The 13,767-nt window shown below is 34.3% G+C and carries 11 protein-coding genes; 9 read left to right on the top strand and 2 right to left on the bottom strand.

Annotated elements, in window-relative coordinates:
* Positions 1–77: 77 nt before the first annotated feature.
* Complete coding sequence (locus DB891_RS03290; protein WP_116760557.1) at positions 78–2,237, bottom strand: TonB-dependent receptor; 2,160 nt, start codon at positions 2,235–2,237, stop codon at positions 78–80.
* A 269-nt stretch (positions 2,238–2,506) separates the two neighbouring features.
* On the opposite strand from DB891_RS03290, the gene DB891_RS03285 reads away from it, so the two are divergent.
* The 5 genes from DB891_RS03285 (at position 2,507) to DB891_RS03265 (ending at position 5,584) form a co-directional block, all read left to right on the top strand.
* Positions 2,507–2,965: a YciI family protein gene (locus DB891_RS03285; RefSeq protein WP_116760555.1), complete on the top strand. Its 459-nt coding sequence runs from the start codon at positions 2,507–2,509 to the stop codon at positions 2,963–2,965.
* Positions 2,966–3,027: 62 nt separating this feature from the next.
* The gene (locus DB891_RS03280) at positions 3,028–3,288 is read left to right on the top strand and encodes a hypothetical protein (RefSeq protein ID WP_116760553.1); all 261 of its coding nucleotides are present in this window, start codon (positions 3,028–3,030) and stop codon (positions 3,286–3,288) included.
* 91 nt (positions 3,289–3,379) lie between these two features.
* Positions 3,380–3,919 (top strand): IS1096 element passenger TnpR family protein, encoded by a 540-nt coding sequence (locus tag DB891_RS03275; protein WP_116760551.1) that lies wholly within the window; start codon positions 3,380–3,382, stop codon positions 3,917–3,919.
* 105 nt (positions 3,920–4,024) lie between these two features.
* Entirely contained in the window at positions 4,025–5,083 is a 1,059-nt protein-coding gene (locus tag DB891_RS03270) for a nucleoid-associated protein (protein WP_116760886.1), read from the top strand.
* A gap of 261 nt (positions 5,084–5,344) precedes the next feature.
* Complete coding sequence (locus DB891_RS03265) at positions 5,345–5,584, top strand: hypothetical protein (protein ID WP_116760884.1); 240 nt, start codon at positions 5,345–5,347, stop codon at positions 5,582–5,584.
* Positions 5,585–5,658: 74 nt separating this feature from the next.
* Here DB891_RS03265 and DB891_RS03260 read toward each other — a convergent pair whose 3' ends face one another.
* The gene (locus DB891_RS03260) at positions 5,659–6,717 is read right to left on the bottom strand and encodes a hypothetical protein (RefSeq protein ID WP_116760549.1); all 1,059 of its coding nucleotides are present in this window, start codon (positions 6,715–6,717) and stop codon (positions 5,659–5,661) included.
* 179 nt (positions 6,718–6,896) lie between these two features.
* Between DB891_RS03260 and DB891_RS03255 the strand changes: the two genes are divergently transcribed.
* From DB891_RS03255 to DB891_RS03240, 4 genes are all read left to right on the top strand, one after another.
* Positions 6,897–7,790: an ABC transporter ATP-binding protein gene (locus tag DB891_RS03255; RefSeq protein ID WP_116760547.1), complete on the top strand. Its 894-nt coding sequence runs from the start codon at positions 6,897–6,899 to the stop codon at positions 7,788–7,790.
* A gap of 97 nt (positions 7,791–7,887) precedes the next feature.
* Positions 7,888–8,724, top strand: coding sequence for an ABC transporter permease (locus tag DB891_RS03250; protein WP_116760545.1), 837 nt, complete (start codon positions 7,888–7,890; stop codon positions 8,722–8,724).
* Positions 8,725–8,738: 14 nt separating this feature from the next.
* Positions 8,739–11,066 (top strand): T9SS type B sorting domain-containing protein, encoded by a 2,328-nt coding sequence (locus DB891_RS03245; RefSeq protein ID WP_116760543.1) that lies wholly within the window; start codon positions 8,739–8,741, stop codon positions 11,064–11,066.
* A 24-nt stretch (positions 11,067–11,090) separates the two neighbouring features.
* Positions 11,091–13,529, top strand: coding sequence for a T9SS type B sorting domain-containing protein (locus DB891_RS03240; protein ID WP_116760541.1), 2,439 nt, complete (start codon positions 11,091–11,093; stop codon positions 13,527–13,529).
* Positions 13,530–13,767 lie beyond the last annotated feature (238 nt).

Genomic DNA, 13,767 nt, shown 5'->3' with positions numbered 1-13,767 from the left:
CCAACCTTTAAACCTTTTCATCCTTAACCTTTTAAACTCTTAGTAACTTAGAATCTTAGTAACTCAGAAACTCATTTTTACAAATTCTTCAATTGATTGTCATTTTTGTTTTTACTAATGGTCCAAAAGAAGCCCACGAAAAAGAATCGATCAGCTGCTGGTTTGATGGCACTTCGTTTGTATTCTCCATTGGCACTGGGCTGAATTGCATAATTGTATCCATATACATTATTCGCTCCTAAAATATTAGAAACCGAGAAATACAAAATCTTTTGGGTTGTCAACAAATACGCCCAGTTGAAGCTCAAATCATTGTATGATTTCGTTTTTCCGTTCATGAATTGGGTTTCATTTGGGTTATTATACGGTCTTCCTGTACTGAAGGAATTAGTAAAACCTATTTGAGATTTCCAGTCCATAATCCAATATTTAGTTACTATCGATAAGCTATTATTGGGAACAAAATTGGGAGTCACTTGAGTTGGGTAGTTTTTATACAAACGTTCCGTATCGATATAAGAATAGGAAACCCAATATTCCAGATTCTTTATGGTTTTCCCGTCTCTCCAAAACAGATCCAAACCTTTGGCATATCCAGCACCATCATTAGTAAATATTGAATTATATCCAATTGTAGGACTGTCAAATCGAACCAAATTGCTGTAATCTTTATAATAGGCTTCGGCTCTAAGTGTACGTCCTTCTTTGCTGTATTGATAATTCAAGATAAAATGGGATGCTTTTTCACTTTCAAATTGATTGTTCTTAGAAAACTTGATATAATCAACACTTGGAGTTTGAGAGAAATCACCATAAGCAAAAGACAACTGGCTAAATTTTGCCATTTTGTAGGCAAATGAAATTCTAGGAGAAATAAAGTTATCATTCGTCAAACTATTCGTAGAGGCACGTATTCCTACTTTGGCGGCAAGCTTTTTAGAAAATAAAATATCAGCTTCTGTATATAAAGCCCCAATGGTATTATCATAGCCATAATCAAACTTATTCCCTGAATTTCGAGTAAAGGTTTCATCATACTTGGTAATAAAATAATCGGCACCAAAAGATAATTTAAAACGATTAGAGAAGCTTTTTTTCAATTTCAACTTCATATTCGCAGCGTTTTCAGCATTTCCTAAGTGGTCCAAATCAATACCCGTTTTTACTTGATTGTAACCATAACTTAAACCGGCTGTAATATTCCAATTGGTACCAAAAAAACCACTGTAAGAAGAATTAAAATAGAAATTATCATTTTTGGAATCGACTGTAATTTTGTCAATCGAATTGATATTTTCTTGTTTAATAACATATTGAGAAGCATCAAAAGCGGCGTACATTTTAAAAATCCCTCTTTCAAAATTGTATCTGTAAACCATTTCTCCAGACAATGACTGAGGCGCGCTTTTCCATTCTATATCTTGAGGAACAAGAGCTTGATAGGGTGATAAATTGATGTACGAACTATTGATACTAAAAGAACTTTTGTTCCATTTTTGAGTATTTCCAAGACCAACTCCCACGGTCATTAACGAAATTTCTGTTTTGCTTTGATCGGGTTCGTCTATTGTATTCAAAAGCAACACACTAGACAATGCATCTCCATATTCGGCAGAATAGCCACCTGTAGAAAAGGAAATACCACTGAAAAGAAAAGGAGAGAAACGACTTCTAGTAGGCAAATTATTCGGTGATGACCCATAAGGTTGAGGAACTCTCATTCCGTCAACGTATGTCTGGGTTTCATTCGCTTCACCTCCACGAACAAACAATCTTCCGTCCTCGCCAACGGTTTGTGTTCCTGGTAAAGTTTGCAAAGCAGCCACAATATTTCCTGCAGAACCCGCCGTAGTTACAATGTCCAAAGGCTTTAATACCGAAACCCGGGCTTTACTTCCGGAATCCAAAGAACCTGCAGTAATAACAACCGCATCAAGTGCATTGACATTATCTCTAAGTTTGATCGTTTTATTTTGAAAATGTGCTACATCTATTGCCGTATTTGAAGTTTCATAAATCAAAGAACTTGCTACCAAATTTTGATATCCTGTAGTAGTTGTAGTAAAAGAAAAAGTGCCATTTTCAGACGTAGAAGTGCCATCATAGCTGCCTTCAATATACACATTGGCGCCTGCGATTGGAACTCCTTTTTCATTAACAATTTTACCTGAAATAGTGGTTTGAGAAAAAAGTGTGAAACTAAATAAAGAAACGAATGCGAATAAAATGGTTTTCATGATTTTGATTTTGATGAGACAAATGTCATTCAGAAAAAAAAAGAATTGAAATTGTTCTGACTCAACTGCGGAAAATTGGGGATGAATTGTATTTATGTCTATTCTATCGAAATTTACCTCAAGGAACGCAAGGCAAAACCGCAAGGAACGCTAAGCTTTGCATCCTTTGCACAACATGAAGACAACAAAACAAAATCGTTGCGCTCTTTGCGGTTAATTAAAAAGAGTTAAATAGAATTCGTATTTTTGATATATAAAAACAAAACGCTATGAAAAACGCTATCCTCATCTTCCTGCTTGTAACCAATTTCAATCTCCTTTTTTCTCAAGAAACAAATTCAAATTATGATGAAAAACTGGCCAAATCATTGAATGCAGATGAACGTGGAATGAAACAATACGTGTTCTGTATTTTAAAAACCGGTAGCAACACAACCGTTACAGAAGAAGAAAAAAACAATCTATTTAAGGGACACATGGCCAACATATCCCGACTGGCACAAGAAGGAAAGCTTGTGGTGGCGGGGCCATTCATGAAAAACGACAAAAACTACCGAGGTCTTTACATCTTTAATGTTAGTACAATTGAAGACGCAAAAACGCTTGTCGCAACAGATCCAGCCGTAAAAGGAAATCTTTTGGAAGCTGAGTTGACACTTTGGTATGGCAGTGCAGCATTGCAGGAAACACTAAAAATTCATGAAAAGATAGTAAAACCTAAAATCTAGTTTTTATTGAAAAATAAAACTCATTATCATCCCAGAGAACACAAACTTTAAATCCCAAAAAAATGCCACACCTTTTAGCAACACTCAGAAATGTTCCTTTTGAAACCATCAAAGGAGTTTTAGAAAATGACAAAGCTTTTCATGCTTCGGAAGAAATGTATCTGGAGCATATTTGGCAAAATGTAGATGATGAAAATGAAGTACTGTTTCTTTTCAGAATAAATTCTATTGAGAACACCAAAAAATTAATCGACAAGCTACACAACAAAGCATTGGAACAAAATCCAGACGCTAATTTACCTAACATGACTTATCTACAATGATTGTTCTAAAATCTTATCAACAAATCCCCATTCCTAAATCTGAAATCTAAAATTAAACTTTACATTTGCTCTTTCAATAAAAACAAAGATTATGGTTTATAAATTCAGAGTTATTCTAGATGCCGAAGAAGACATTTTTAGAGACATAGCAATACTTGCAGAAGATACTTTAGAAGATTTACACAATGCTATTTTCAATTCATTTGGTTTTGACGGAATGGAAGTAGCTTCTTTCTATACTTGTGATGAAACCTGGAATCAAGAAGAGGAGATTTCAATGTTTGACACCGGAGATGTTCAAGGAGAACAAAAAATCATGAGTGACTATAAATTATCTGATATATTGGATGAGCAAAACACCAAGATCATTTATGTTTATGACTTCCTTAACATGTGGACTTTCTTAGTAGAATTGGCCGCCGTTGAAGAGCAAGTAGCTGGTGAGATGTATCCTGCAACCCTATTTTCGCATGGAGAAATGCCGGATGAAGCGATGGAGAAAAACTTTGAAGCCGATATGCATGATGATATTTATGGCGAATTTGAAGACGATTTAGACGAAGACGACCTAGATATGTTTGAAGGTGACGACAGTTTTGAAGACTACGGACAAGAAGACCATTGGAATTAAGCATTTCTAGAAACAAAAATCAAAGAAAAATAATTAAGAACCAAGATTTGAAACATTCAACTGTTTTTTATCTTGGTTCTTCCTTCTAAAAAACAAACAAAAAATATGATAAACCTTTATAACACCCACATCGAAACCCTATCCATTCACCGTGTGGGGAACATCAGTCGCAACGAACCTCTTTTTTTATCGGAAGAACCCTTTAAATTAAATGATGAGATTGTGCCTTTGATGAAAGAATTTTTCTTTAAATCATTTAAAGAAAAAGAAGAAAACTATTTTCAGTTTGCACACGAAGTAGATCTAGACTACAACGACATGTATAAATTTGCAACCGAAATTTTTGACAATCCAAATTCTTTGCATGATGCTTCCAAAAAGATTACTAAACACCTTTTTGAGCAATCCAATCATCCGCATATTAAAAACGGTGAGGTTTATGTAACTTATTTGACCAATGTAAGTATTGACAACAATGTAGTTGATGCAATCGGTATTTTCAAAAGTGAGATTCAATCAGACTTTTTACAATTTGAAGAAAAAGGAACTCAACTGGAAATGATTTTGCAACATGGAGTAAGTTTAAACAAACTAGACAAAGGTTGTTTGATTTTTAATTATAAAAAAGAAGAAGGATACAAAATTCTATCTGTAGACAGCAATCGCTATGATGCGAGATATTGGTTAGAGCATTTCCTCTCTGTTGATGCTTTTGAAGATGAAAACTTCATTACCAAAAAATATTTGAAATTCTGTCAAAATTTTGCCAAAGATGTTGTTTTCCCAGCCGAAGACAAAAAAGAAGAGGTAATGTTTATGAATCGTTCCGTAAACTATTTTGCAAAAAACGATCAATTTGAAGAAACCAATTTCTTGAATGAGGTTTTGGACAATCCTGATTTAATTCCAGAATTTAAAAATTACAAAGTAGACAAAGGCGAGAAATACAGTATAGAAGATATAACTTCATTTCCTATTGCCAATGCGGCGGTAAGTGATGCCCGAAAATCTATAAAAAACGTAATCAATCTAGATACACATATTCAAATCAAAATGGATTTCATCAATCCTGAAAGTGCCGAGAAATTTGTGGAAAAAGGATGGGACGAAGAAAAACAAATGTATTATTATTTGGTTTACTTTAATAAAGAAGAGAAAAGTTAGTTCCCGATAATTATCAGGACACTTTTGATTATTCAGTTCAAATTGAACTATAACTCACTACTCAAAAAAAAAATATTTCAATCCCCAATTGCTTTAGGCAGTTGGGGATTTTTTTTAAACAAAAAATTCTGAATGCAGCTTAAAACCAACACTTCAGTAAGACTTTATTTATTTACAGACTAAAAAAATGTATTTCATCGGATTTATTTGAATAATAAATTATTTTAATATATGTTTGCTAAAACCTATAAATACCACACAATGAGCTTTTTAGAATTCATATCAAAATTCGTCGGCAAAAAAGTAGTTTGCTCTGTTTTTGGCCATAAAATAGTAACCGTTAGAAATGTAACCAATCATTTTAAAGAATACGAATGTACCTGCTGTAAAATAGAATTAACAAATGATTTAGCAGACAGGAAAACATTTCTTACTCCTGAACTTAAAGAAATAAATGAAACGCTATTAGACCATTTTAACAGAAGAATGCTTTCGTTATAATTTCTCTATCAAAAAATATAAATTCACAAAGCCGTAAAGTAATGTCCTTTACTAATATGCTTAACAGTTTGTATTTAAACGCCAAATAAATTAGTGTTCTTGAAATTTCGAGTGATAAATTCAAAAGCGGCACTCATGATGTCACCCATCGATTTAGCTTTTTTGAAATTCAAATCATGGGTATAACTGTAAAGTTCTTTCTTCAATTGTGCTACGTGCTCCTCTGTAGAAATAGTATCGTTTCTCATAATTCTCATTAATCGCTTTATTCTATTTTCTGCCGAAATAATTCTTTTTGCCAATACCGCACGTTCTTCATGCTTGTATTGATCAATAGAACTGTTTTCCAATTTTTCTTTGACCAATTTTACCATTGGATAATTTTCTTTGAAAAACTGAGGACGATACACTTTAAAATTTCCTTCATAACATTGCTGGTCAAAGTCAATTGCACGAATTCTGAATACCACTTGGTCAAAATCATGAATAGGAATAATAACATAATTATAAGCACGCATATCTCCTAATAGCCGAATCATGCTTCGCTCATTAAACTTTACAAACTCTTTTGCAATTTGAGATTTTTCGGTTTCATTACACATCGGCAAATGACTTTTGATAAACACATCACCTGCAATTCCCATAATATGTTCTTCGATTAAAGTGTCTTGATACACCAAAAAATTGATCTTATCGGGTGATAAAATATGCTCCAATTCTAATCCATAAACACGAGAAGCATCTGCTTTTTTAACATAAAAATGAGTGTAGTTGTCATTGAGAATGTTTCTAACTTTTATTCGAAAGGGCTGAGAGTTTCCAAAAGTGCAAAAATCTATAGAGTCAACATTCAAGTACTTAATAATTCCAACATTACCATCGGAATGCAAAAGTGAATATATCTTTTTTAGCGTTAAATCAATTTCGATTCTTTCGTACTCATTATAATACACCCGAATCCAAAGTGTGTCTCGATCGTTTTTGTCAAATACACTTATGGATCCCGAAAAACGCAATAGATCATCATAAACAATGGGCACCCTAGAAATACGGTCATAACGTCCTAAATAATCCAATAGATCTGAATTTATGGGATAAGTAGGTTTTTTAAAAAGCATTAATGGCTCACTCATTGGATTTTATGTGTATTTGATGCAAATTTACGCTAAAATACTTTTTTACAGTAACAAAACCATGTCTTGTTCGTCCTATAGAAACCGCCATGAAGAAATTTTCTTCCTATAAAATGAAAAGCGGTTCCTGACAACCAAAATTTAAATACTTTTTCGGAAGAAAATTAAAACAGACTAATTTGGAAACAATACTTTCAATACATAACCTCAACAAACGTTATGGTAGCTTACAAGCCTTAAAAAATGTTTCATTAGAAATAAAAAAAGGGAATGTTTACGGAATTCTAGGTCCTAACGGAAGCGGGAAATCAACCACTTTAGGTATTGTTCTTAATGTGGTCAACAAAACTTCTGGGGAATACAGTTGGTTTGGCGGCAAACTGCAAACACATGAAGCCTTAAAAAAAGTAGGAGCCATTATCGAAAGGCCTAACTTTTACCCGTATATGACCGCTGAGGAAAACCTGAAGTTAGTCTGTAAAATAAAAAACATCGATTATTCTAAAATAACAGAAAAGTTAGAACTCGTTGGTTTGAATGATCGAAAAAACAGCAAATTCAGCACTTTTTCTTTAGGGATGAAACAACGTCTAGCTATTGCCTCTGCCCTATTGAATGATCCAGAGATTTTAATACTTGATGAACCTACCAATGGATTAGATCCTCAAGGAATTCATCAAATACGGGATATCATAAAACAAATAGCCGCAAAAGGAACCACCATATTATTGGCATCTCATTTACTGGACGAAGTAGAAAAAGTATGTTCGCATGTTTTGGTTTTAAGAAAAGGCCAAATTCTATACTCTGGATTGGTAGATGGCATTTCTGCCAATGAAGGACACTTTGAGTTAAAGGCTGATGACACTGAATCATTAATCCATGTTTTGAATACGCATCCCGCCATTGAAAAAACAAAAATCACAGACGGAAAGGTTTTGGTGTATTTAAAAACAAAATTAGAGTCAAAGGATTTGAATCAGTTTTTGTTTTCGAATAACATTTGCCTGAGCCATTTGGTAAAACGCAAAAATAGCTTGGAAGAACAATTCTTGGAATTAACGAAAAAATAGTTTTCAGTTTTTAGTTTTCAGTTTTCGAATAACCGATAACTAAAACACATGACATATAACTGACAACACAAAACCCATAACTCACAACCGAAAAAACATGAAACGATTACTCTCTATAGAATTACAAAAAATATGGTTAAACAAAGCCAGTCGCGTACTGACATTAACCTATTTTATATTACTTTCTTTTATTGCTTTGATAGCCTCTATTAAATTCGACATTGGCACCATTCATTTTCAAGTTGCCGAAATGGGGATTTTTAACTTCCCTTACATCTGGCACTTCAACACGTATATTGCTGCCATATTAAAACTCTTTTTAGCAATCGTTATCGTCTCCATGATGGCAAATGAATACAGTTACGGGACTTTAAAACAAAACCTTATAGACGGATTGAGCAAGAAAGAATTCATTCTCTCAAAATTCGTAACTATAGTGTTATTTTCACTATGCTCTACAGTTTTTGTCTTTATAATGACCTTAATTTTGGGCTATAGCTTTTCATCGTATACCGAACTGAGTATTGTTTTTACTGATTTGGAATATATTTTGGCCTTTTTTGTAAAACTGGTTGGATTTTTCTCTTTTTGTTTGTTCTTAGGAATATTGGTAAAACGATCTGCTTTTGCATTGGGTTTTTTATTGGTTTGGACTATTATAGAAGCCATAACAAAAGGAATTTTGAACTTTCGTATTTTCCCCGAAGGCAAAATTGCGAGTTACATCACGCAGTTTTTCCCTTTGGAAGCAATGTCTAATTTAATACTGGAACCCTTCACAAGATTATCAGTTATTAAATCAATTGGCACTCAAATGGGCGTGGAAAATTTAAAAGATTATAGCGTCCCTTTTTCGGCTGTACTAATTGTTTTATGTTGGACTGTTATCTTTCTATTCCTATCCTATAGAATATTAAAAAACAGAGATTTGTAGTATCTTTGTACGCTATGAATGGTTTGAAAAATATTTTAATTCTACTACTCTACTGCTACTCAACCGTTGCAACGGCTCAGTATATCACTGTAGATGCCACCAAAACAGCTCAAGAACTGATTAAGGATGTTTTGGTAAACAGTACTTGTGCCAATGTGCTGAATATTAATGGCAGTGGAAATAACGCTGTCCCTATAGAAAATAGCTTTGCGTATTTTAATTCTGGTGGTAGTAATTTCCCATTTTCTGAAGGGGTAGTTTTAAGCACATCGGCTAGTAAAAATGCAATAGGTCCATATGTAAGTAATCGCGGAGGTGGAGGGGACACTTGGCTTGGAGATGCTGATCTTGATCAGACTTTAGGCATTAATAGTGTAAATGCAACTGTATTGGAGTTTGATTTTGTTCCCTTGACCAATTACATCAGTTTCAATTATGTTTTTGCATCGAATGAATATCAATCTTATTTCCCTTGCGCCTTTTCGGATGGTTTTGCTTTTTTGATTAAAGAAAATGTAAGTGGTTCAACCTATAAGAACATTGCCGTTCTTCCCGGAACCACTACCCCGGTTTCATCTGAAAATGTACACCTAATTACAAACACCGTTGTAGATGCAAATGGAATCAGTCATCCCGGTTGCCCTGCCATAAACGAATCTTATTTTAATGGATTCAACACCGCTGCTAGCCCCATTAATTATAGTGGACAAACCATTAAATTAAATGCCCAAACGGATGTAATTGCCGGAAAGACCTACCATATAAAACTAGTAATTGCGGATGATAAAGAAGAATATTATGACTCAGCCGTTTTCTTAGAAGCAGGAAGTTTTACCGCCAAAATAGATTTAGGTACTGATCGTTCATCCACTACCAGTAATCCTTTATGTTTTGGTGAAAACTTTACTATTGACACCAAACTACTTGCCAGTTATAAATACGAATGGTACAAAGACGGCACATTAATTTCATCGGCCATAAATCCATCTTATCCCGTTACCGAAGCTGGAACCTATAAAGTAAAAGTCACTTTATCTCCATCAACATGTACCGCCGAAGATGAGATAAAAATAGAGTATGCTCCTCAAATCGTTTTAAGCAACACCATTCTTGCTCAATGTGATGATGATGGAGACGGGATTTCTATTTTTGATTTAACTAAGGCAGATCCTATCCTAAAAAATAACGACCCAAAACTAGTCAAAGTGGTATATTTTAATTCTTTAGCAGAAGCTCAAGGAGAAATCAACCCCATTTTAAATCCTAGCACTTACAATAATAGAACGCCCAATCAGGTTTTACATGCCCGAGTGACCAATGCTTTTGGTTGCGCTGATTATGCTACGTTGAATTTGATTATTTCTAACAATTCTATCGCGATCCAAAATCCAATTGAGACTTGCGATCTTGATGCGATACAAGATGGTTTGACCCAATTTAATTTGAATACCCAAATAACGCCTCAAGTAATTAATGGATTGACTAACGGATTGACCGTTGAGTATTATCTGAACCAAACGGATGCCATTGTCCAAAAGAACCAATTACCCAATCTGTTTACCAATACGATTCCCAATCAACAAATAATTTATGCCCGAATTGTAAATGGTCCCGATTGTTTTAGAATCACTCCAGAAACACTTGTGGTAAACACTTTCAACCCTCCTAATTTTCAAGACGATACCTTCCCTTTATGCGATGGATCCAATTTAAATTTAACTATTGACTCTGGTTATTCAAGTTATTCATGGAGTACCGGAAGCACGACAAATACGGCAAACATTAGTGCTCCTGGAGATTACACTGTAACAGTAACGAATACTAACGGTTGTACAAAAACAAAAAAATTCATTGTCAAGCCTTCTGGAATCGGGGTGATTACAAACGCAACGGTTACTGATTTTTCCGGAACCGACAACTCGGTTTTAATTTCTTATTCTGGTAATGGTGATTATGAATTTTCATTAGACAACAATTTTTATCAAGACAATCCTTTGTTTACTGGTCTAAATGCGGGTACTTATAACGCAACCATTCGAGACAAAAACGGTTGTGGAATTTCAATGTCTTACAAAGTCTATGTGCTAGATTATCCTCGTTTTTTTACCCCAAATAATGACGGGTATAATGACACTTGGAAAATAAAAAATCTAGATCTTCTGCCAAAATCTACAATCGCCATATTAGATCGTTATGGAAAATTATTAAAACAATTGGGTTCCAATAGCATTGGCTGGAACGGTACTTATAACGGTAGAGAGTTACCCGCAGATGATTATTGGTTTATAATCACATTTGAAGACGGAAAAATCATTAAAGGACATTTTTCATTAAAAAGATAATACTTTTTTTGTTATTTTTAGCAAATGAAAAAAATAGCTCTCCTTTTCTTTATATTTTTATCAATAACTTCTTTTGCACAAAGTGATTGTAGTGACGCCATTATTGTTTGTGGAAACACAGGTTTTGAAGGGCTAACCGTAACAGGTATAGGCACCACTCAAGAACTAACAGGGTTAAACACATGCAAAAGCCAAGAAAACAATAGTCTTTGGTTGAAATTATCTATTAATACCGGCGGTACTCTAGGTTTTTTACTAGTCCCGGGAAGCAATGACATCAATGAAGATTATGATTTTTTTGTTTTTGGACCAAACGCAAGCTGTAATACGCTCGGGCAAGCCATAAGATGTTCTACGACAAATCCTCTAGCAATTAATCAAAATAATAATTACACTGGGATGAATGAGAATGAGACCGACACTTCGGAAGGCCCTGGTGGTGCTGGAAATAGTTTTATAAAATGGCTAACCGTTGCTGCAGGTGACTCCTATTTTCTAGTGATAGACAGACCTATAGGATCGAGTAATTTTTCATTACAATGGACTGGAACGGCAACTTTCAATACTCCACCCACTTTTGATGTGCCAACAGGAATTAGTATGGATATTACCCAATGTGATCTTGACGGGACAGATGACTTTTCAACAGCATTCGATTTAACAAAAAATACACCTATTATTATTGGGACACAAACAGACGTTACTGTAACTTATCATACCCAACAAAATGATGCCTTAACAAGTACAAATGCTATTCAAAATCTGACCTCTTTCGTTAATTCGATAAATCCGCAACCCCTTTTTGCAAGAATAACAAATACAATAACGGGGTGTTTTAACACCTCTGAGTTTTTTATTCGTACAAATGCTAACATGAGTTTCCCCATAACGAAATCTTCTATTTGTGACGATGCAACCGACGGGAATGATGCAAATGGAAAGGCAATTTTTGATTTAAACAAAGTTACTTCTGATGTGTTTGCCAATCAAAACACAACTTCCTTTACTATTAAATATTACTTAACTCAAAATGATGCTAACACAAATTCTAATGCATTATCCCAATTCTTCCATAACACAATACCCCATCAACAATCCATCTACATAAAAGCATATAGTTCCAATTTATGTGTATCTACAACTAAAATTGACTTAATTGTAAATCCGCTTCCGCAAAAAACTACTGCAATTCTTGTTCAATGTGACACTGGTTTAAATCCTGATGGCATTAGCCTCTTCAATTTAAGTGAGGCGAATTCAATAATAACCAACAATGATTCGAATCTCTCTACTTCTTTTTTTGTAAATAATGCTGATGCTGTAAATAATACAAACAACTTAACCACGACTTTTAATAATTCAATCAATCCACAAACTATTATAGTTAGAGTGACAAATAATACAACAGGCTGTTATAGTTTTAGCTCTTTACAATTAAAAGTCAATGTGATTCCAGAAAAAACATACTTTATAAATCCCACTTGCGATGACGATGGAACAGAAGATGGTAAACATACCTTTAACTTAAAAGATTCAAATATTCCAACTACAAGCACCCAAAAAATTATCTATTATTTGAATATAAACGATGCTTTACTAGAACAAAATGCAATCGTAAACCCACTTTCTTTTTTCAATGAAACTGTATACAATCAAATTATTTATGCTCGTGTTGAAGATGGAAATGATTGCTTTGGTATTAGCAATATTAAATTAGAAGTCCAAAAATTACCCAATATTGAAACCGCATCAAGTGCAATGGTTTGCTCGAATCTTCCTTCCTTTTTTGTACAGCTCGATTCAGGAATTCAAGATGGTTCCCCAACAAGCAATTACACCTATGTTTGGACAAAGGATGGAATTATTCTATCTGGTAAGACTGCACCAACATTGGATGTGAACACAGAAGGAACTTACACAGTGATCGTAAGTACACATTCTGGTTGTGGTAAAACGAGAACTATAACAGTTACCGCTTCGGATATTGCACATATTCAAAATATTGATATTATTGATTTAACCAATGTAAATACAGTCACCATAAACATTACGGGAACAGGTGATTATGAATATAGTTTAGATGAGCCCCTTGGTCCTTTTCAACAATCTAATTTCTTTGACAACGTCTCTTCAGGAATTCATGATGTTTACATCAATGATAAAAATGGCTGTGGCACCATAACAAAACCAATTGCCGTACTTGGAATTCCTAAATTTTTCACTCCAAACAATGATGGTTACAATGATTCCTGGAACATTAAGGAAGTAAATGAAACGTTCAATAAGGGAGCCCGAATCTTCATTTACGATCGATATGGAAAAGTAGTCAAACAAGTACTTCCCTCAAGCAATGGCTGGGATGGTACCTATACCGGAAACCCAATGCCCGCAGACGATTATTGGTACTCCATAAAACTAGAAGACGGGCGAGAAGCCAAAGGGCATTTTTTATTAAAAAGGTAAAATAATCATTAGGGCGTGACCCCATAAATACAAAGGGCCTACTCATCGAACTGGTGAGTCGGCCCTTTGTATTTATGCGGTCGGGCTATCCGTGCTACTACGGTAGCTTACTTCTATCCCTCACGCTCACGTAGATCAAGAATATTTTCTATACCACACATAATTAGTTTCAAAATAAAACAAAAAAAAACCCAAATTCCAGTACTTAGGAATTTGGGTTTTTAAATATTTAAATTTA

It is taken from the genome of Flavobacterium laiguense (genome assembly GCF_003097655.1).
GTDB lineage: Bacteria > Bacteroidota > Bacteroidia > Flavobacteriales > Flavobacteriaceae > Flavobacterium > Flavobacterium laiguense.
The sequence above is the reverse complement of the archived record's forward strand: the minus strand, read 5'-3'. Positions and strand labels throughout refer to the sequence as shown.

Bases quoted from the DNA above. Each gene is read 5' to 3' on its own strand.
- DB891_RS03290 (WP_116760557.1), bottom strand. From the start codon at position 2,237: ATGAAAACCATTTTATTCGCATTCGTTTCTTTATTTAGTTTCACACTT.
- DB891_RS03285 (WP_116760555.1), top strand. From the start codon at position 2,507: ATGAAAAACGCTATCCTCATCTTCCTGCTTGTAACCAATTTCAATCTC.
- DB891_RS03280 (WP_116760553.1), top strand. From the start codon at position 3,028: ATGCCACACCTTTTAGCAACACTCAGAAATGTTCCTTTTGAAACCATC.
- DB891_RS03275 (WP_116760551.1), top strand. From the start codon at position 3,380: ATGGTTTATAAATTCAGAGTTATTCTAGATGCCGAAGAAGACATTTTT.
- DB891_RS03270 (WP_116760886.1), top strand. From the start codon at position 4,025: ATGATAAACCTTTATAACACCCACATCGAAACCCTATCCATTCACCGT.
- DB891_RS03265 (WP_116760884.1), top strand. From the start codon at position 5,345: ATGAGCTTTTTAGAATTCATATCAAAATTCGTCGGCAAAAAAGTAGTT.
- DB891_RS03260 (WP_116760549.1), bottom strand. From the start codon at position 6,717: ATGAGTGAGCCATTAATGCTTTTTAAAAAACCTACTTATCCCATAAAT.
- DB891_RS03250 (WP_116760545.1), top strand. From the start codon at position 7,888: ATGAAACGATTACTCTCTATAGAATTACAAAAAATATGGTTAAACAAA.
- DB891_RS03245 (WP_116760543.1), top strand. From the start codon at position 8,739: ATGAATGGTTTGAAAAATATTTTAATTCTACTACTCTACTGCTACTCA.
- DB891_RS03240 (WP_116760541.1), top strand. From the start codon at position 11,091: ATGAAAAAAATAGCTCTCCTTTTCTTTATATTTTTATCAATAACTTCT.